This is a genomic window from Sphingomonas sp. TF3 (assembly GCF_003985085.1).
GTDB lineage: Bacteria > Pseudomonadota > Alphaproteobacteria > Sphingomonadales > Sphingomonadaceae > Sphingomonas.
Genome location: NZ_RWKS01000002.1, coordinates 169698 through 187975, shown reverse-complemented (window position 1 = coordinate 187975; position 18278 = coordinate 169698). Strand labels below are relative to the sequence as shown.

Here is an 18278-nt window from a genome sequence, read left to right as displayed (position 1 = left end):
AGCATGGGTCATCACATTCGCCGGTTCGCGGCAAAAGACGAAACGGCGATGCAAGCTTTTGCCGAACGCTTGCCCGAGCATGACCTGTTGTTCCTCGGACGGGATTTGCGGCATCCGCGCGTGATCGCCGCCTGGGTTGAGGCGATCGGCGAAGGTGCGATCGACAGCCTCATCGCCGAGGACGATCAGGGGAGGCTGGTCGGCGCGGCGGCGTTGGTGCGCGACCCGCTGGGCTGGAGCGGCCATGTCGGCGAAGTCCGTTTGCTCGTCTCGCCGGAGAAGCGGGGGGCCGGGCTGGGCCGCGATTTGCTGGAGGGCATTTACGCGATCGCGATGGACCGTGGCCTCACCAAATTGACCGCACAGATGACCCCGGATCAGATAGGATCGGTGATGCTGTTCGAGAGCCTGGGCTTCCGCGCCGAGGCGCTGCTCAAAGGCCAAGTCCGCGATCGCGCCGGGACGGCCTATGACCTCACCATTCTCAGCCATGATATGCCCGTTGCCGGGAAATCCCGGACTGCCGAGGACCCAGCCTGACCCTCCCCTTATTGTCCGCAGACAAGGGCACCCGGAGCGAGCGCCCTTGTCCGGTCACGCGTCCCCGCGCACTGCCCCCACTGCGTCGCGACCGAATTGCAGGATCACTTCACCGATTTCGCGCGCCTGGGTCATGCTGCGGCTGCCCTGTTCGCGCAGAAATTCGCCTTGAATCTTCATCACTTCCGAAAGATCCTTGGCTGAGGCGGCAGCGCGCATCGCGGCAAACGCCTCTCGCGTGTTGGTTTCGGCCTGGTCCAGCAACTTAAGCCCCACACTGGCGCTGTTCTCGGCGATCTTCGTGCCGGCGTCGCGAATCGATTCCGCCGCCTTTTTGGCCGGATCGGCGATTGTCTCCTTGAAAGCGTCGCTTGCTGTATCCGTCATGCGCTCGTTTCCTTCTGCTGATACGCCGTCTTCAAACGGTCAGTCGCGTCAACGCACGAGCAGACGAAGGGTGGCGGTCTCTCGCCGCTTGGCTGCAGCATCGTCACTCTCCGGCCGACGTCTTATGCGTCGCGGCACCGATGGTGAACCTCGCCGCGTCCCGGAGCAAGAGGCGTTGGCTTCTCTGCAAAGAACGGCTGCGACCTTAACGCGGCCTTAGCCCGACATTGGCAAGACAAACGGGTGAACGCCGCCTTCATCACGATGCCTGCGCGCCCGGAACGGCAGCGCTTGCCGCCAGTAGCCGTGTCGCTGCCGATTGCCGGGGCGTTCGTCATTGCCGCCACGCTTTGGGCGACGCCCTTTGCCGCATTTTGCGCTCTGCTTGGCATCGTTGTCGTGGCACTTGCCGGGCTGGCGGTACTGCGGCGGCTCGATACGGCCGAGCCCGGCCGACGTGCAGCGCTTTTCGCGCTTGGGCCGTGCGTCCTGTTCGGTGCGGGCCTGGCCGACCTGAACGATGCACTGTGGATGGCAGCCTGTCTGATGGCGCTCGCCGCAGCGCTCGATCGCCGCCATATCCTGATGCTGCTGTGCTGGGGGAGCGCTCTGGGCATCGATCCGCAGGCGATGTTCGTCGCGCCCTTTTTTCTGGCATTGCTCATCGATCGGCGCGTCCCGGTATACCGTTGGGCAGTCGCCCCGCTGGTCGCCGCAGCGACGCTGGCGGCGCGTTTCGCGGCAGGCTGGCCAATAGGCGGCTGGGCCTGCGCCTTTTTCGTGAAGGCCGACGGCGTTCAGCAGCTTTCGGTCAATGCCCCCAATATCTGGACGATCGTACAGGTGCTCCCCCTCGGGGGAGTTCCGCTGTCCGGACTCGCCTTAGCGGCGACTATCGGGGTCAGCGGTGCCTATGTCGCGCGTATTTCAACGCTGCGACTGAGCGGGCATTCGCTTGTGGCGGCGGCCTTGCTCGCTTCGCTGATCATGGCGGGGCTACTGCCGCACCTCCACCCAAGCGGCGTCTTTCTCGCCGACATGCTCGTGCTGATCCTCGCGCTGAGCAAGCGCGACCCTGCGAGCTGGCGCATCGCATTACTGGTACAAGCCGGATCGGCGCTTGGCGTTTTGGCGGACCTATCGGGGCTTGGCGGCCTCGCCATCCTTGGCGCGGGAGCGCTGGTGACGGCAACGCTGTGGCTCGCGCGCAGCGTCCTGAAGCCCGCAGCCAACGACAATCCCCTTATGGCACGCCAGCCCGCGAGAACTTAGTTCTGTAATTTCTGCAGGCTATGGTAGCAAAACTCCAGATTCGGGGTGTGTGGGGACAGGTAGATGGCGATTTTCACGAGCAATTCGCGCGGCGACCGGGATGCGGGTTCGGGGCTTCCCCCAGCGCCGCCGACGCTGTCGCAAAACGCCAATGGCAAGCGTGGCATGTTCTCGGTCCTTGGCCCAGACGTGGTGATCACCGGAAATGTCGCGGCCACCGCAGATTTGCACATCGACGGTCGGGTCGACGGGGACGTCCATTGCGCGACGCTCGTCCAGGGCAATGACAGCCGCATCAACGGTGCGGTAACCGCCGAAATCGCACGCCTTGCCGGTGCGATCGAGGGCTCGGTCTCGGTCCGTCAGCTTACGATCGAACGGGCTGCCCGCATCGTCGGCGATGTCGAATATGAATCGATCGCGATCGAAACCGGTGCCTCGATTGATGGGCGTCTGAAGCACATCGCGGCCGACTCCGGCACGCGCGCCTTCGACCGCACCCCACCCGTCACCGCGAAACGCGACGACGATGTGGTGCAATTTACGACGGCACCGACCGCCGCCTGATCGACTCCCCCCCGGCCCAAGCATTGCGATCCAAAGGGTTGGCGTGCTTGGCCGGGCGCGGTCATCAACCGCCGCGTTTCCTACCGCAGCAAATCGCGATAGCTGGTCGGCGGAGTCGGCAGGGTCAGCCGTGCCACGGTTCCAGCAACCAGCACCACGGCAAGGGCCAGTCCGCCGATCCGCCCAGCGCGCTTGCTTTGCCGCCAGTCCCCCCACAACAGCACCGTCGCCAGTGCCGTCGCAACCATCGGCCACAAATGGTAGCGCAGGTCCGAGGCAATGCTCAGCACGCCGAAACTCAGCTCCAGCGTGATCGCCGAAACCAACAGCGCCAGCGCCAGGTCACGCGGCGGTCCGCTCGCACGGGGAGCGGCCACCGCCAGCCCGACGATCGCAACCGTCAGCCACGCAAAGGGCCACCCGAGCGGCGTTTCCGCCATCCACCGCGCGGCCACCTGCCACCCGCGCGCCACCACGCCGGGATTGCCAAGGGCAAAATCGTTGGGCTCGCTCCGCGCGGGCGGAGCCGCCCCTGCCCAGCCAGCCGGCACCAGCCAGCGCTCGGTAGAATTGAAATGCGCCAGACGGTGCGCCGCATAGGCGACGGGATTGCGAAAGATCGCGGCGACCAGCATTCGATAGAGGGCTCCGGCAGGCAATCGCTGCAGGCGCGCCACGATGGGTGCGCAACGCGTTTCCTCGCCCAGCGGATCCCAGAAATAGGGTTTTACGCAATGCCCGGCCTGCAATGCCCGCGCTTCGAGCGGAGTAAAGCCAATCGCCGTATCGGGCGCGCGCACCGCAATTCCGGCCAGATCATAGAGCGCTTCGGTTCGCTCGACCCCGCTCGACGTCGCTCCCAACGGTCCGTGATTGAGGATCGGTGATACCATCAACACCGCCGCCACGCCCGCCAGACCGAGCGCGAGCCGCGTCCACCAGCGCCCCGTCCCGAACAGCATCACCGCCAGCGGCACGGTTGCGAACACCGCATTTGCGCGCACCAGCGTGGCATAAGCCAGCAACGCCGCCACCGCGATCAGCGCCCATACCGGGACGCGCGCACCCCGGAGCCGCCACCACGCGACCGCACCACACGCCGCCAGCACGGCACCCAGCATTTGCGTGTCCTTGAGCACCACCGCTTGCCAACCGAGGAACAGCGGCAGCGCGCCAATCGCCAGCACGGCCGCAGCCGCCCCGCCCCGCCCCAGCCGCGCCAACGCCGCTGCGATCAGGCCGAACCCGGCCCAATACAACACCATCTGTGCAACGAACATCGGCTCGCTTGTGCCACCGAAGGCGGCGTGGAGCAGGCTCCACATCCGTGCCATCGCGGGCGGGTGCCAGTCTTCATAGGCCCCGCTCAGCACCTGGGCGAACTGGCCGACGCTATCGTACATCGCGATGCCCGGCCAGAACAGCGCCAGCGCGCCCGCCAGCAATAGCAGCGTCACCCCGGCAACCGTCCAGATGCGGGGCGGCGACGGTATCATATAGGTCGCGGACGTCCCGCTACGGGCGCACGAGCATCCATCAGATGTGCAACGCGCGACCGTACGCGCCGAGCACGCTTTCGTGCATCATTTCGCTGAGCGTCGGGTGCGCGAACACCGTTTCCATCAGCTCGGCCTCGGTCGTCTCGAGCTGGCGCGCGATGACATAGCCCTGGATCAGTTCGGTCACTTCGGCACCGACCATGTGTGCGCCGAGCAATTCGCCGGTCTTGGCGTCGAACACCGTCTTCACGAAACCCTCGGCCTCGCCGAGCGCAATCGCCTTGCCATTGCCGATGAAGGGGAATTTGCCGACCTTCAGCTCGTAACCCGCTTCCTTGGCCTTGGCCTCGGTCAGCCCCACGCTCGCGACTTGCGGGCGCGAATAGGTGCAGCCGGGGATGTTCCACTTGTCGAACGGATGCGGCTTGAGGCCCGCCAGTGCCTCGACGCAGACGATGCCCTCATGGCTGGCCTTGTGCGCCAGCCACGGTGCGCCGGTCACGTCGCCGATCGCATAGATCCCCTCGACATTGGTGCGGGCATAGCCATCGACCTTGATGTGGCCGCGATCGGTTTCGATCCCCAGCGCTTCCAGCCCGATATTCTCGGTATTGGGCACGATGCCGATGGCGACGATGACATGGCTGAACTCCTCGGAGGTCACCTTGCCGTCCTTGCCCTTGATCTTTGCGGTAACGCCCTTGGCCGAGGTGGTCAGGCCCTCCAGACCGGTGCCGGTCAACAGCTTGATTCCCTGCTTGGTCAGCGCCTTGTCCATGAAAGCGGAGACTTCTTCGTCTTCCACCGGCAGAATGCGCGGAAGCATCTCGACGATCGTAACATCCGCGCCCATGTCATTGTAGAAGCTCGCAAACTCCACGCCGATCGCGCCCGAGCCGATGACCAGCAGCTTGGTCGGCATTTCGGTCGGCACCATCGCGTGGCGATAGGTCCAGATGCGCTCGCCATCGGCCTTGGCGAAAGGCAAATCGCGCGCGCGCGCGCCAGTGGCGATGATGATGTGCTTGGCTTCCAGCTCGGAGGTCTTGTCGCCCTGCTTGACGCTGAGTTTACCCTTGCCGGTCAGCGTGCCGACACCTTCATACACCGTGACCTTGTTCTTCTTCATCAGGCCTTTCACGCCTGCGTTCAGCTGGCCCGCGACCTTGCGGCTGCGCTCGACGATCTTGGGCAAGTCGAAACCGACCTTCTCGGCCTTCAGGCCATAGGATTCGGCGTGCTGCATGTAATGATAGATTTCCGAGGTACGCAGCAGCGCCTTGGTCGGGATGCAGCCCCAGTTGAGGCAAATGCCCCCCAGCCGCTCGCGCTCGACAATGGCCGTCTTGAGCCCGAGCTGCGCCGCGCGAATGGCGGCGACATAGCCGCCGGGGCCGGAGCCGAGGATGACGAGATCGAACGTATCAGCCAAGGGAGGATCCTTCTTGTAGCGGGAGCGGACGACCGTCCTCCCCCATCGAAACCAATGTAAAGCGCCCGGCCGCGGCGCGCGAGGTGCCCTCGCCGTGCCGGTCGCGTCGCCAGACCTGTACGGCGACATTCATCGAGGTCCGCCCGGTGCCAACGATCTCGGCATGAAAGCTCACCTCATCGCCAATCTCGACCGGAGCGGTGAAACTGAACCCATCGGCCGCCACCACCGGCGCGCGTGCGCCGCAAAAGCGCGAGGCGACCGATCCGGCGGCCAGCGCCATTTGCCCCATCAGCCAGCCGACGAAGATCTTGCCATAGGGATTGGCGTCGCACGCCATCGCGGTGGCGCGAATGGCAGGCGCGCTATCAGGCTGCAGGTCACTCATCGAGGGACCGACCGCCATGATCGCTGCGCCATGCATCCCGCAGCGGCCGAATGCCCATGGCGACCACCACGACCATCACGCCATAAGCAACCGCCCAGATCGTGTCGGACGCGTGCGGGAGCGCCCAAACCGCCCCCGCCGCCAGAACTGCGGTGGCGAGCACGCCAACCGCGATGTGAAACACCTCGATCAGAGTGCGCCGCATGACAGGCTTATGCCAGCATCGACAGCGGCGCTTCGACCAGCGTCTTGAACGCCTGCATCAGTTGCGCGCCGTCCGCGCCATCGATCGCACGATGATCGAAGCTGCCCGTCGCCGACATCACCGTCGCCACGCCGAGCGCGTCGTCGAGGATATAGGGGCGCTTCTCGCCCGCGCCGATCGCCATGATCATGCCCTGCGGCGGGTTGATCACCGCCTCGAACTGCTTGATCCCGTACATGCCCATGTTGCTGAGCGAGGCGGTACCGCCCTGATATTCCTCGGGCTTCAGCTTGCCATCGCGGGCGCGCGCGGCGAGATCCTTCATCTCGGTCGAGATCGCGGCCACACCCTTGGTGTCGGCCCCGGCGACGATCGGAGTGATCAGCCCGGTCGGCGTCGACACCGCGACCGAAATGTCGGCGCGGCTGAAGCTGATCAGCTGGTCCGGCGTGAACATCACGTTGCACTTGGGCACCTGGATCAGGCTGGCGGCGAGCGCCTTGATCAGCAGATCGTTGACCGACAGCTTCACGCCGCGGCCCTCGAGCCCCTTGTTGAGATCGCCGCGCAGCTTGAGCAGCGCGTCGAGCCGGATGTCGACCGTCAGGTAAATGTGCGGAACCGTCTGCTTCGATTCGGTCAAGCGACGCGCAATCGTCTTGCGCACGTTGCTGAGCTTTTCGGCGGTGTGCGGAATGTCGGGGATTGCGGCGGGCTTGGCCGGGGCGACCGCGACGGGAGCGGCAGAGGGAGCTGCGGCTTCAACGGCCTTGGGGGCCGGTGCGGCACCGGCCTTCGCGCCGTCGACGTCCGCCTTCACGATGCGCCCATTGGGGCCCGAACCCGTCAGGCTCGCCAGATCAATGCTCTTTTCCGTCGCGATCCGGCGCGCGAGCGGGCTCGCCTTCACGCGATCGCCGCTCTCGGCCTTCGGCGCAGGGGCGGCAGGGGTTGGTGCGGGGGCCGCCTTGGCCGCCACCGGCGCAGGTGCCGCGACCGGAGCCGCACCAACCGGCGCAGCCTTCGGCGCGGGGGCCGCATCGGCGCTCTCGCCCTCGGCGATCAGCGTGGCGATGACGGTGCCGACCTTCACATTGTCAGTCCCTTCCGCGACCAGGATCTTGCCGATCACCCCTTCATCGACCGCCTCGAATTCCATCGTGGCCTTGTCGGTTTCGATCTCGGCCATCAGGTCGCCGGATTTGACCGTATCGCCCTCTTTCACCAGCCATTTCGCCAGCGTGCCTTCCTCCATCGTGGGGGAGAGAGCTGGCATTTTGATTTCGACCGGCATCAACGCGTCCTCATCTAACCGAATCCGTAGCGCCCGTCTCTCGCGCCCGATGCGCGAACGGTCAAGACCACTGCTTGTCAGACGCATCGGTTCGCCCCACTTAAGCGCGACAATCGCTTCAGGGGGCGGGCGACAATGCGCATTTATCTGGTGGTGATCGACGAGACGCCCGAAAGCAGCATCGCCTTGCGCTTTGCCGCGCGGCGCGCGGTAAAGACCGGCGGCGGGGTGGAAATCCTGGCGCTCGTACCCCCCACCGAATTTACCGCCTTTGCCGGAGTGCAGGCGACGATCGAGGAAGAAGCGCGGCACCATGCCGAGGGACTGGTGGCGGCAGCGGCGGGGGCCCTGATCGAAGAATCGGGCCTGAAGCCGCAGATCACGGTGCGTCAGGGCGAAGGCCCCAAGGTCATTCGCGAGATGATCGCCGCCAACCCCGACATCGCCGCGCTGGTGCTGGCGGCAGCGGCGAGCGGCGCGCCCGGCCCGCTGGTCGCGCATTTCGCCGGAGCCGACACCGGTGCCCTGACCATCCCGCTGATGATCATCCCCGGCTCGCTCGACCGCGAGGCGATCGACCGGCTGAGCTGATCCGGCGCACCCGAAATCGCTAAACGGACGCGAACGAGCACGGTACAGGGATTTCGGAACGGTATAGGGATGTCGGAGATGACCCGTCGCGAGCATATCACCAAAGCGTTCCTGTGGCTGGCGGTGCTGGTCGGTGGCCCCTTGCTCGGCGCGAAGCTCTTCGATCTGATCGTGCTTGCCGGGGCGTGGAGTGCCCATCCGCCGCATTCGCTGGCGATGATGCCCTATGGCAAAGCGTGGCCAGTCGATACCGGTGTGTTCTTCATCCCCTTTTCGGCAGCGATGCTGATTGCCGCGTTCGGCGCGCTGGCGGCGGGCTGGACGACGCCGTGGCGCTATCGCTGGCTGCTATGCGTCCCGTCGCTCGGTATTCTGGCGCTGCTCGTGCTGACCGTCATCGCCTTTTGGCCGATGAATGCCGCGCTGTGGTATCACGGCATCGCCTCCCCGCGGGACACGATATCAGACGCCGAATCGGTCGCCATGGCCCGGCAATGGGTGGAACTGGACTGGGTGCGCGTCGCAGGTGCGGCGGCCGCGTTCGTTGCGGCGCTGCGCGCGCTCACCTTGCCGTGGCCAACCGAGGTGGCTCCACGCGATTCGCTGGTCGTCCGGTTGCTGCTTTGGGCTTTCCTGGCTGGCGTGGCCGCGTTCGTCATCTGGTTCGTCTCGAACATCTAGCCCGCCAATCCCGCCTTCTGGGGACGGCGGACAGCAACTTGCGTCGGTTCCGATATCCCGCCACCATATGCCCATGCGTTCCCTCCCCACCGCAGCCGCGCTCGCCATCGCGACGCTCACCACCCCCGCTTTCGCGCAGGATACCGCCCCGGACCCGGCACGGCTGAAGGCCACCGTCGAAAAACTCGTCAGCTTCGGCACGCGCCACACGCTCTCTTCCGCCGATGATCCGGTGCGCGGCATCGGTGCCGCGCGGGCGTGGGTTGCTGGCGAAATGACGCGGATTGCCGATGCGTGCGACGGCTGCATTACGGCCGCCAATATCGCGCGCACCTTCACCAACGCGCGCGCGCCGAACGGCGTCAACGTGGTCGACGTACTCGGCTTCCAGCAAGGGCTCGACCCCAAGCGCGTGATCATCGTCGGCGCGCATATCGACAGCCGCGTCAGCGACGCGATGGACGCCACGCACGACGCCCCCGGTGCGAATGACGATGGCTCGGGCGTCGCCCTGGTGCTGGAAGCGGCGCGGATCCTGTCCAAGGAAAAATTCCGCGCGACGATCGTCTATGCCGTGTTCTCGGGTGAGGAACAGGGGCTGTTCGGCGGCACGCTGCTGGCCGAAACCGCCAAGCAGCGCGGCTGGACCGTCTCCGCGATGCTCAACAACGATATCGTCGGCAACACGATGGGCCAGAATGGCGTGCGCGTCGCCGACCGCGTCCGCGTCTTTTCCGAAGGGATCCGCGCGGCCGAGGACGTGCCCGCGCAAATGGCACGGCGCGGCAATGGCGGCGAGGATGACGGCCCGTCGCGCGCCCTCGCCAAGGCGATCGATGGAGTGGCCGGCACGCTACCCGGCGGGCTCGGCGTGTTCGTCGATCGCCGCCCCGATCGCTTCGGGCGCGGCGGCGACCATGAGCCGTTCCTGAAACTCGGCTATCCTGCGGTCCGCTTCTCGGTCGGGGCCGAAAACTGGACGCAGCAGCACCAGGACGTCCGTGTGGAAAACGGCATCGCTTACGGCGACACCGTCGACAAGATGGATTTCCCCTATCTCGCCAAGGTCACCGCGATCAACGTCGCCACCATCCGCCGCCTCGCCGCCGCCCCCGCCGCGCCGGAGGGCGTGACGGTCGCGGGCGCGCTGAGCTTCGACACCACAGTGAAGTGGAAACCGGTCGCGGGTGCCGCCGCCTATCGTATCCACTGGCGTCGCAATGACGCGCAGGACTGGCAGAAATCCACCGATGTCCCCGCCTCCGCCACCAGCACGGTGCTGAAGGACATCAGCATCGACGACCATTTCGTCGGGGTCGGCGCGGTCGCGGCGAACGGGGCGGAAAGCCTGGTGACCTTTGCCGGCCCCGAACCGCGCGGCTAAGCGGCCGCGTTAGCTCCCCTGGACCGGCTGTTCGACCTTGCGGCAGCCACAGCTCGGCCGCCGCACGGGACGATAATGCCGCTTTGGCGCGGCGCGATAGACCCGGCGCGCCGCGACATAGCGCGTCCGAGATTCCTCGATATATTCGGTCGTGGTGGTGGTCGTCGTCACGATCGGCGGGCCCTGGATCACCACGGTCGTCGTCGGACCAGCATAAGCATAGCCGCTCGCTGCATAGCCGCCCTGGACATAACCACCGGTCGAATAGGTGGTCACGGTGCCGTTTTGCACGACCGGAGGCAGCGAAATGTAAGGCTGCGAACCGTAAGACGGGCCATAGGATTGGCTGTAGCCGCTGGCATAGCCGTCATATCCGCCCTGACCATAGCCCGCGCCGTCCCAATCGAGCCCGTTCACCGAATCCCACACGCGCCCGCGCCCATCGACCAGCACGGCGTCGTCATAATAGCGATGCCAGCTATAGCCCGCAGGCGGCGGGGCGAGGCCGTAGTTGCCGTAATCGGCGATATAGAAGCTCGGCGAGAACCAATATTGCGGCAACGCATAGCCGCGATGCGGGCGGCGATAGGCCTTCCAGCCTCCGGGTGCGTTGTTCCCACCCGACCAGTGCCCGCCATTGTTGCCACCCCAGCGCCGTGGCACGCTCGGCTGCGGCGGGCGACCCGGGTAAGAAGGTGCGGGATAGGACTGCGGCGGCGCGGCTTGGCCGGGATAGGCCACCGGCGGCATCTGCTGTGGCGGTGCCGGCATCGACGGTGCGGGATAGGATGGCACCGGATAAGGGGCCCCGGCGGCACCGCCACCCTGCCCGATTCGCTGCGCTTCCGCCCCGCCCGCGCCGAACGCGGTAACCATTGTGAGGGCAGCAAGAGCTAGGGTTCGCATGGTAAACTCTCCGGTTGCGGTGCCGCCCCCCAAAGGCACGTCACCAACTCATTAACGTCCGGATTACCATTTTCCGCAGTTTTCCGCCACATTCGGGTGTGTCCCGAAACGGATCACCCCGCGATACGTGGTCCCAGCACCGCCATCAGCGCTTCGCACCCCGCCGCATCCGCAGCGTCGAAGCGCGCGGGCGTGGGGCTGTCGAGATCGAGCACGCCGATCAAACGCCCGTCATGAACGATTGGCACGACCAGTTCCGACCGGCTCGCCGCATCGCAGGCGATGTGGCCGGGAAAGGCGTGGACATCCTCCACCAATTGCGTCTGGAGCGTCGCCGCCGCCGTGCCGCACACCCCGTCGCCGATGGCGATGCGAATGCAGGCGGGCTTGCCCAGAAACGGCCCCACCACGAGTTCCCCGCCAACCAGACGATAGAAACCCGCCCAGTTGAGATCGGGCAGATATTGCCAGATCAGCGCCGCGACATTGGCCATATTGGCAATCGCGTCCGGCTCCCCCGCGGTCAGCGCGTCGAGCGCGGCGAGCAGGTCCCGGTAAAGCTCGGCCTTGGACTCCGCCGAAATCGTAAAATCGTACATTGCTATCTCCGTCGCGCTCCATTTGGCGAAGCATGGGGGACGGAACAAGCCCGCAACCAATCGACCAAAGCGCGCGCATGTTTTAGGAGGACGCACATGGTCGCCATTCCCGTCACCCGATCGATCAGCATCGACAGCGACGAGCTGCAGGAATCCTTCACCCGCGCCGGGGGCCCCGGCGGACAGCACGTCAACACCACCGACAGCGCCGTGCTGTTGCGCTTCGATGTCGGCGCATCGCCATCGCTGCCCGATGCGGTGAAGAACCGGCTGGCGGTGCTGGCGGGCTCGCGCCTCACGCGCGACGGCGTGCTGGTGCTGCGCAGCGAAGGCGCACGTTCGCAATTGCTCAACCGCCAGGAGGTGCGCGAACGCCTGATCGAGCTGATACGCGAAGCGACCATCGTCCCCAAGCGCCGCCGCCCGACCAAGCCCTCCAAAGCCGCCAAGGCCAAGCGGATGGAGGGCAAAACCAAACGTTCGACGGTAAAGTCGCTGCGCGGCCGCGTTACCGACTAGGGGGCGCAAAGGCTCTGTCGCGCGCCTCGGACAATCACGACACTGGACCTTTGGCGACAGCGGCCTATATACCGCTCGGTATGAATAGCGTTTGTTCCCTCCCAGCCACGAAAGGCCGCCCGCGCGAATTCGACGTCGACGAAGCGTTGGCGGCGGCGTTGCTGGTGTTCTGGCGCAATGGCTATGAAGCCGCGTCGATGACCGAATTGACCAGCGCGATGGGCATCACCAAGCCCAGCCTCTATGCGGCGTTCGGCAATAAGGAAGCGTTGTTTCACAAGGCACTCGACCTCTACGAGCGCGAAAAGCTGGCCTATATGAAGTCGGCACTCGAAGCGCCGACCGCACGCGGCGTGGCCGAGCGCTTGCTGCGCGGGGCGCTCGAAATTCAGATGAGTACGTGCGACCCCAAGGGCTGCCTTGGAGTCATCAGTTCGGCCACCTGCGGTGCCGAAGCCGAACCGATCAAGGCCGAGGTCGTCAAGCGCCGTGCCTCTTCGGAAGCCGCCTTGATCGCGCGCTTCGAACAGGCCCAGGCGGCGGGCGAACTGCCCGACGGGATGACCCCGGCCGCGCTGACCCGCTATCTGTTCGCCATCCTCCAGGGTCTGGCGATTCAGGGCGGCTCTGGTGCCACCTGCGAAGAACTGTCGCAACTGGTCGAAACCAGCATGGCGGTCTGGCCGACACAGTAAGGACCGGAATAAATATTCCGACCGGTACAGAAAGCGGTTGACGCACTGCACAACCGCTTTATATACCAAATGGTATTCAAACCGGGGCCTGATGTGGAGCCGGTGTCGGAAAAAGGGTCTCCGCCAATGTCCGTCGCACTCATCTGATTGATCCGTCAGCGGTTCGACCGACTGGCGTTCCACTTTTCATAGCTGGTCGACAGGAGCGCCGCGCGCTTGCTGCCCAGGATTTGCACGCTTGAAGACAGTTTTGCCGGGACGACCGCTCGTTCCCGCTCGGGGCTGTTCGCCCACAGGATTGCCAAAGACCCAAAAGGGGGATTTTTCATGGCTTATCTGGATATCGATTCAATGTTCGCTGGCCCCGTCACGACGTCGACCGACGATGCCGCGACGACCCCGCAGGAGGGCTTCTCCGCACTCGAATGGAGCGTCATCGCGCTCGCCCAGCGCGACACGCTCGCCAGCCTGACCGAACCAGGCCGCATGTCGCGTGCGCTGGGTAGCCTGTTCGGGCGCGGCCCGTCCTCACGGCTGGCCGACCCCAAGCTGGAAGCGTTGCGCCGCGCGGCGGTGCTGGCCCGTCATCGCGGGTTCGCGCTGCCCATGTCTGAAATTCACCACTTCCATTCAGTCGGCTTCAGCGAAGCGCAGATGGAGACGCTCGTCACCAGCGTGACGGGCATGCGCGTCGGCCGGACCGACCAGAGGATCGCCGCATGAATATGATTGCCCCCATCGACACCACCCAAAATGTCGTTCCCGACGCGTCGCATCCGCCTGTAAAGCGGTGGACTCGCTGGCAGAAACGCACCGCCATCATCGTGCCGATCGCCATTGCCGGTGTGATCGGCGTGAAGCTGTTCGATCATTCCGATGCGGTCGCCGCCGCGCCGCCGCCCGCGCCCGTCACCATCGCCACCCCGCTGGTGCGCGAGATCAGCGAATGGGACGATTATGTCGGCCGCTTTGCCCCAAGCCGGACCGTCGAAGTGCGACCGCGCGTGGCGGGCGAAGTAACCGGCGTCCACTTCCGCGATGGCGAAGTCGTGAAGCAGGGCCAGTTGCTGTTCACGATCGACTCCCGCCCCTTTGCCGCCGCGTTGGCTGAGGCACGCGCCAATGAGGCTAGTGCACAGAGCGCGCTGGTGCTGGCGCGCAACGATCTTGGGCGTGCAACGCGGCTGATTGCCGATGATGCGGTTTCCGCCGGGGAAATCGATGCGCTGCGCGGCAAACTCCAGGCGGCGCAAGCGGCGCTGGCGGCGGCACAAGCCCGCGTCCGCGCCCGCGCGCTCGACATGTCCTTTACCCAGATCCGCGCGCCGATCGGCGGGCGCATCTCCGATCGCCGGGTTGACCCGGGCAACCAGGTCGCGGGCGGCGAAGGCACCGGAGGCACGGTGCTGACGACGATCAACGCGCTCGACCCGATCTACTTCACCTTCGACGGGTCGGAGGCGTTGTTCCTCAAGACGCAGCGCAACCGCCAACCAGGTGCCGCCGCGCCCGCAGTGGAAATCCAGTTGCAGGATGAGACCAGCCACCGCTGGAAGGGCAAGCTCGACTTTACCGATAACGGCCTCGACACGCATTCGGGCACGATCCGCGGCCGCGCGGTGCTGCCCAATCCGGGGTTGTTCCTGACGCCGGGCATGTTCGGCAACATGCGGCTCGCCAGTGCCGGGACCAAGCCTGCTTTGCTCGTCCCCGATGATGCGGTGCAGACCGACCAGGCGCGGAAAATCCTGCTGACGGTGGATGCCAACAATGTCGTCACGCCCAAGCCGGTGACGCTCGGCGCGGTGGTCGATGGGATGCGGGTGATCCGCTCCGGGGTTGGCCCGAACGACCGCATCATCATCAAGGGCACGCAGATGGCGATGCCCGGTGCCAAGGTCGCGCCCACCGTCGGCAAGATCGCGGCGTCTGCGAGTGCCGATGCGCCAGCCGCGCAGCCGATCGCGGGCGAGGCGACTTTGTCGAAATAAACTCCACCCCGGCGCACGCCGGGGCCCAGTCGGGATCGCCTCTCGGCTCCAATCACTGCCGTTCCACTCCTGGGCCCCGGCCTCCGCCGGGGAAGGATGGGGTGTGGCCGCCGTTTAGGAACATGCACCATGCGCTTCTCGCGCTTCTTCATCACCCGGCCGATCTTCGCCGGGGTCATCGCGGTGGTCATCACCATCGTCGGGCTGATCGCCTATCTCGGCCTGCCGGTGTCGCAATATCCCGACATCGTGCCGCCGACCGTCACCGTCAGCGCGGTCTATCCCGGTGCCTCGGCCGAGACGGTCGCGGAAACCGTCGCCGCGCCGATCGAGCAGGAAATCAACGGCGTCGACAACATGTTGTACCAGTCGTCGCAATCGACCGGTGATGGCAAATTGACGATCACCGTCACCTTCAAGATCGGCACCAACCTCGATGCCGCGCAGGTGCTGGTGCAGAACCGCGTCGCGGTTGCCGTGCCGCGTCTGCCCGAGGATGTGCAGCGCCTGGGCGTCGTCACGCGCAAGACCAGCCCGGACTTCCTGATGGTGGTCAACCTCGTCTCGCCCGACGGCTCGCTCGATCGCGGATACATTTCCAATTACGCACTGACGCAGGTGCGCGATCGCCTCAGCCGCATCGATGGCGTCGGCGACGTGCAATTGTTCGGCGCGCGCGATTATTCGATGCGCATCTGGATCGACCCCGGTCGCGCCGCCGCGCTCGATCTGACCGCAGGCGAAATCGTCGCCGCCTTGCGCGCGCAGAACGTCCAGGTCGCCGCCGGCACGCTCGGCCAGCCGCCTTATGCCACCGGCAACGCCTTCCAGCTCAACGTCGAGACGCAGGGCCGCCTGACCGACCCCAAGCAATTCGCCGATGTGGTGATCCGCACCGACAAGGACGGCCGCCAGGTCAAGGTATCGGACGTCGCCCGCGTCGAACTCGGCGCGCAGGATTATGGGGCCAACACCTATATCAGCGGCAAGCCAACCGTCATCGCCGCCGTGTTCCAGCGTCCCGGCTCCAACGCGCTCGCCGCCGCGCAAGCGGTGTCGGCCGAGATGGAAGCGATGTCGAAGAAATTCCCCAAGGGCCTCGCCTACCGCGTCATCTACAACCCGACCGAGTTCATCGCGCAGTCGATCGACGCGGTGAAGCACACGCTGATCGAGGCGATGGTGCTGGTCGTCCTCGTCATCCTCGTCTTCCTGCAGAAATGGCGCGCGGCGATCATCCCGATCGTGGCGATCCCGGTCTCGCTGATCGGCACCTTCGCGGTGCTGGCGGCGGTGGGATACTCGCTCAACAACCTCTCGCTGTTCGGGCTGGTGCTGGCGATCGGCATCGTCGTCGATGACGCGATCGTCGTGGTCGAGAATGTCGAGCGCAACCTCGAACACGGGCTTTCTCCATTGGAGGCAGCGCGCAAGTCGATGGACGAAGTGTCGGGCGCGCTCGTCGCGATCGTGCTGGTGCTGTGCGCGGTGTTCATCCCGACCGTGTTCCTCACCGGCCTGTCGGGCGCCTTCTACCGCCAGTTCGCGGTGACGATCTCGACCGCGACGATCATCTCGCTGCTGCTCTCGCTCACACTGTCGCCAGCACTCGCGGCGATGCTGCTCAAGCCGCACGCCCCGGCGGATTCGGGTGGCCGCCTAGCGCGCTTCGTGCGCAACGCGGGGGACCGCTTCAACCGCGGCTTCGAGCGGATGAGCGTCGCTTATGGCACCCTCACCCATCGTCTCGTCACCGCGCCGCGCAAGATGATGCTGGCATACGGCGCGCTGATCGCGCTCACCGCCTTTGTCTTCACCGTCACACCCTCGGGCTTCGTGCCCGCGCAGGATCAGGGCTACTTCCTCACCGTCATCCAGCTACCCCCCGGCTCCTCGGTCGAGCGCACCGATGCGGTGATGCAGAAGGTCGCCAAGCGCATCCTGCCGCTTGCAGGCGTCAAAGGCGCGGTCATGCTCGCCGGGTTTGACGGCCCGTCGCAAACGCTCGCCCCCAACAGCGCCGCCGCCTATATCCCGCTGAAAAGCTTCGAGGAGCGCCAGAAGCTCGGCGTCACCTTCGCCGGGATCATGGCCGAGGCGCAGAAAGCCACTGCCGACATCAACGAAGCGCGGCTGCTGATCGTCCCGCCCCCGCTGATCCAGGGGATCGGCTCGGCCGGTGGCTATCGCATGATGGTGCAGGACCTGCAGGGGCATGGCTATCCCGAAATGGGCAAGACCGCTTATGGCCTGATCGGACAGGCCAACCAGACCAAGGGCCTCGCCCAAGTCTATACCTTCTTCGATACCGCCACCCCGCGCATCTTCGCCGATGTCGATCGTACCAAGGCCAATCTGCTGGGCGTACCGCCCGAACGCGTGTTCGAGGCGTTGCAGGTCTATCTCGGCTCGGCCTTCGTCAATGATTTCAACCTGCTCGGGCGCACTTATCGCGTCACTGCGCAGGCCGATGCACCGTTCCGCAACACCACCGCCGACATTGCCAATCTGAAGACGCGCTCGAACACCGGGCAGATGGTGCCGATCGGATCGGTCTCGACCTTCCGTGACAAGACCGGGCCGTATCGCGTCGTGCGCTACAATCTGTTCCCGGCAGTCGAGGTCGATGGCGACACCGCCAGGGGCTATTCCTCGGGCCAGTCGCTGGTTGCGATGGAGAAGCTGGCCGATAGCACCTTGCCGACCGGCTATGCGCATGAATGGACCGGCATCGCTTTCCAGCAGAAATCGGCGGGCAGCACGGCTGGCCTCGTCTTCGGCATGGCGGTGCTGTTCGTCTTCCTGGTGCTCGCCGCGCAATATGAGAGCCTGACGCTGCCGCTTGCGATCATCCTGATCGTGCCGATGTGCCTGTTGGCGGCGATGACCGGGGTGAACCTGCGCGGCATGGACAATAACGTCCTCACGCAGATCGGGCTCGTCGTGCTGATCGCGCTTGCCGCCAAGAATGCGATCCTCGTGGTCGAATTCGCCAAGCAGGCCGAGGAGCAGGATGGCCTGTCGCCAGTTGAGGCGGCGGTGCGGGCGGCGCGGGACCGGTTGCGCCCGATCCTGATGACCAGCTTCGCCTTCATCCTCGGCGCCGTGCCGCTGGTGATTGCCGAAGGTGCCGGTGCCGAACTCCGTCAGGCGCTCGGCACGGCGGTGTTCTTCGGGATGATCGGCGTCACCGGCTTCGGCTTGCTCTTCACCCCTACCTTCTACGTCGTCGCGCGGGCGCTGGCGAAGCGGCTCGAGCGCCGCCGCCCCGCCCCCGTCGAGCCATATGGCCCCGTCGCGCCCCACGCGCTGCAGCCAGCCGAATAGG

The 18278-nt window shown here is 65.7% G+C and carries 19 protein-coding genes; 11 read left to right on the top strand and 8 right to left on the bottom strand.

The features are described 5' to 3' along the window. Positions 1–48 precede the first annotated feature (48 nt). On the top strand, positions 49–540 hold the full coding sequence (locus EJC47_RS02530; RefSeq protein ID WP_260591451.1) for a GNAT family N-acetyltransferase: 492 nt from the start codon (positions 49–51) through the stop codon (positions 538–540). 54 nt (positions 541–594) lie between these two features. On the opposite strand, the gene EJC47_RS02525 is transcribed toward EJC47_RS02530, so the two are convergent. Next, positions 595–927: a phasin family protein gene (locus EJC47_RS02525; protein WP_052192537.1), complete on the bottom strand. Its 333-nt coding sequence runs from the start codon at positions 925–927 to the stop codon at positions 595–597. Between the two features lie 243 nt (positions 928–1170). Here EJC47_RS02525 and EJC47_RS02520 point away from each other — a divergent pair, with 243 nt between their 5' ends. After that, entirely contained in the window at positions 1171–2199 is a 1029-nt protein-coding gene (locus tag EJC47_RS02520) for a hypothetical protein (protein WP_033967119.1), read from the top strand. Positions 2200–2262: 63 nt separating this feature from the next. After that, positions 2263–2766, top strand: a complete 504-nt coding sequence (locus EJC47_RS02515; protein WP_052192536.1) for a bactofilin family protein — start codon at positions 2263–2265, stop codon at positions 2764–2766. Positions 2767–2846: 80 nt separating this feature from the next. On the opposite strand, the gene EJC47_RS02510 is transcribed toward EJC47_RS02515, so the two are convergent. Genes EJC47_RS02510 through EJC47_RS02490 form a run of 5 tightly spaced genes read right to left on the bottom strand, consistent with a single transcriptional unit; the run spans position 2847 to position 7584 of the window. Beyond that, complete coding sequence (locus EJC47_RS02510; RefSeq protein ID WP_033967111.1) at positions 2847–4262, bottom strand: hypothetical protein; 1416 nt, start codon at positions 4260–4262, stop codon at positions 2847–2849. Between the two features lie 40 nt (positions 4263–4302). Next, on the bottom strand, positions 4303–5697 hold the full coding sequence (gene lpdA, locus EJC47_RS02505) for a dihydrolipoyl dehydrogenase (protein WP_126845350.1): 1395 nt from the start codon (positions 5695–5697) through the stop codon (positions 4303–4305). Next, entirely contained in the window at positions 5690–6103 is a 414-nt protein-coding gene (locus tag EJC47_RS02500; RefSeq protein WP_409574466.1) for an acyl-CoA thioesterase, read from the bottom strand. The genes lpdA and EJC47_RS02500 overlap by 8 nt, the downstream gene beginning before the upstream one ends. Further along, entirely contained in the window at positions 6078–6290 is a 213-nt protein-coding gene (locus EJC47_RS02495; protein WP_126845349.1) for a hypothetical protein, read from the bottom strand. Before EJC47_RS02495 ends, EJC47_RS02500 begins: the two co-directional genes overlap by 26 nt. Before the next feature lie 7 nt (positions 6291–6297). After that, entirely contained in the window at positions 6298–7584 is a 1287-nt protein-coding gene (locus EJC47_RS02490) for a pyruvate dehydrogenase complex dihydrolipoamide acetyltransferase (RefSeq protein WP_126845348.1), read from the bottom strand. 135 nt (positions 7585–7719) lie between these two features. On the opposite strand from EJC47_RS02490, the gene EJC47_RS02485 reads away from it, so the two are divergent. The 3 genes from EJC47_RS02485 to EJC47_RS02475 all read left to right on the top strand — a co-directional run bounded on the left by EJC47_RS02485 (position 7720) and on the right by EJC47_RS02475 (position 10240). Next, the gene (locus EJC47_RS02485; protein ID WP_126845347.1) at positions 7720–8175 is read left to right on the top strand and encodes a universal stress protein; all 456 of its coding nucleotides are present in this window, start codon (positions 7720–7722) and stop codon (positions 8173–8175) included. A 78-nt stretch (positions 8176–8253) separates the two neighbouring features. Continuing rightward, entirely contained in the window at positions 8254–8856 is a 603-nt protein-coding gene (locus EJC47_RS02480) for an anthrone oxygenase family protein (protein WP_260591450.1), read from the top strand. Between the two features lie 73 nt (positions 8857–8929). Then, complete coding sequence (locus tag EJC47_RS02475) at positions 8930–10240, top strand: M28 family metallopeptidase (RefSeq protein ID WP_126845345.1); 1311 nt, start codon at positions 8930–8932, stop codon at positions 10238–10240. Between the two features lie 9 nt (positions 10241–10249). Here EJC47_RS02475 and EJC47_RS02470 read toward each other — a convergent pair whose 3' ends face one another. Together EJC47_RS02470 and EJC47_RS02465 are read right to left on the bottom strand one after the other, a co-directional pair. Then, complete coding sequence (locus EJC47_RS02470) at positions 10250–11146, bottom strand: RcnB family protein (protein ID WP_260591449.1); 897 nt, start codon at positions 11144–11146, stop codon at positions 10250–10252. Between the two features lie 113 nt (positions 11147–11259). Next, the gene (locus EJC47_RS02465; RefSeq protein ID WP_126845344.1) at positions 11260–11745 is read right to left on the bottom strand and encodes a GAF domain-containing protein; all 486 of its coding nucleotides are present in this window, start codon (positions 11743–11745) and stop codon (positions 11260–11262) included. 96 nt (positions 11746–11841) lie between these two features. Here EJC47_RS02465 and arfB point away from each other — a divergent pair, with 96 nt between their 5' ends. From arfB to EJC47_RS02440, 5 genes are all read left to right on the top strand, one after another. Beyond that, positions 11842–12264: an alternative ribosome rescue aminoacyl-tRNA hydrolase ArfB gene (gene arfB / locus EJC47_RS02460; protein ID WP_033967061.1), complete on the top strand. Its 423-nt coding sequence runs from the start codon at positions 11842–11844 to the stop codon at positions 12262–12264. Positions 12265–12344: 80 nt separating this feature from the next. Continuing rightward, entirely contained in the window at positions 12345–12959 is a 615-nt protein-coding gene (locus EJC47_RS02455) for a TetR/AcrR family transcriptional regulator (RefSeq protein WP_126845343.1), read from the top strand. A 327-nt stretch (positions 12960–13286) separates the two neighbouring features. Next, entirely contained in the window at positions 13287–13682 is a 396-nt protein-coding gene (locus tag EJC47_RS02450) for a hypothetical protein (RefSeq protein ID WP_033967064.1), read from the top strand. Beyond that, positions 13679–14950: an efflux RND transporter periplasmic adaptor subunit gene (locus EJC47_RS02445; protein ID WP_126845342.1), complete on the top strand. Its 1272-nt coding sequence runs from the start codon at positions 13679–13681 to the stop codon at positions 14948–14950. Before EJC47_RS02450 ends, EJC47_RS02445 begins: the two co-directional genes overlap by 4 nt. A gap of 129 nt (positions 14951–15079) precedes the next feature. Further along, complete coding sequence (locus EJC47_RS02440) at positions 15080–18277, top strand: efflux RND transporter permease subunit (RefSeq protein ID WP_126845341.1); 3198 nt, start codon at positions 15080–15082, stop codon at positions 18275–18277. Position 18278 lies beyond the last annotated feature (1 nt).

Excerpts from the sequence above, each read along its gene's own strand:
- EJC47_RS02530 (WP_260591451.1), top strand. The coding sequence starts at position 49 with ATGCAAGCTTTTGCCGAACGCTTGCCCGAGCATGACCTGTTGTTCCTC.
- EJC47_RS02525 (WP_052192537.1), bottom strand. The coding sequence starts at position 927 with ATGACGGATACAGCAAGCGACGCTTTCAAGGAGACAATCGCCGATCCG.
- EJC47_RS02515 (WP_052192536.1), top strand. The coding sequence starts at position 2,263 with ATGGCGATTTTCACGAGCAATTCGCGCGGCGACCGGGATGCGGGTTCG.
- EJC47_RS02510 (WP_033967111.1), bottom strand. The coding sequence starts at position 4,262 with ATGATACCGTCGCCGCCCCGCATCTGGACGGTTGCCGGGGTGACGCTG.
- EJC47_RS02500 (WP_409574466.1), bottom strand. The coding sequence starts at position 6,103 with ATGGCGGTCGGTCCCTCGATGAGTGACCTGCAGCCTGATAGCGCGCCT.
- EJC47_RS02495 (WP_126845349.1), bottom strand. The coding sequence starts at position 6,290 with ATGCGGCGCACTCTGATCGAGGTGTTTCACATCGCGGTTGGCGTGCTC.
- EJC47_RS02490 (WP_126845348.1), bottom strand. The coding sequence starts at position 7,584 with ATGCCGGTCGAAATCAAAATGCCAGCTCTCTCCCCCACGATGGAGGAA.
- EJC47_RS02485 (WP_126845347.1), top strand. The coding sequence starts at position 7,720 with ATGCGCATTTATCTGGTGGTGATCGACGAGACGCCCGAAAGCAGCATC.
- EJC47_RS02480 (WP_260591450.1), top strand. The coding sequence starts at position 8,254 with ATGACCCGTCGCGAGCATATCACCAAAGCGTTCCTGTGGCTGGCGGTG.
- EJC47_RS02475 (WP_126845345.1), top strand. The coding sequence starts at position 8,930 with ATGCGTTCCCTCCCCACCGCAGCCGCGCTCGCCATCGCGACGCTCACC.
- EJC47_RS02470 (WP_260591449.1), bottom strand. The coding sequence starts at position 11,146 with ATGCGAACCCTAGCTCTTGCTGCCCTCACAATGGTTACCGCGTTCGGC.
- EJC47_RS02465 (WP_126845344.1), bottom strand. The coding sequence starts at position 11,745 with ATGTACGATTTTACGATTTCGGCGGAGTCCAAGGCCGAGCTTTACCGG.
- arfB (WP_033967061.1), top strand. The coding sequence starts at position 11,842 with ATGGTCGCCATTCCCGTCACCCGATCGATCAGCATCGACAGCGACGAG.
- EJC47_RS02455 (WP_126845343.1), top strand. The coding sequence starts at position 12,345 with ATGAATAGCGTTTGTTCCCTCCCAGCCACGAAAGGCCGCCCGCGCGAA.
- EJC47_RS02450 (WP_033967064.1), top strand. The coding sequence starts at position 13,287 with ATGGCTTATCTGGATATCGATTCAATGTTCGCTGGCCCCGTCACGACG.
- EJC47_RS02445 (WP_126845342.1), top strand. The coding sequence starts at position 13,679 with ATGAATATGATTGCCCCCATCGACACCACCCAAAATGTCGTTCCCGAC.
- EJC47_RS02440 (WP_126845341.1), top strand. The coding sequence starts at position 15,080 with ATGCGCTTCTCGCGCTTCTTCATCACCCGGCCGATCTTCGCCGGGGTC.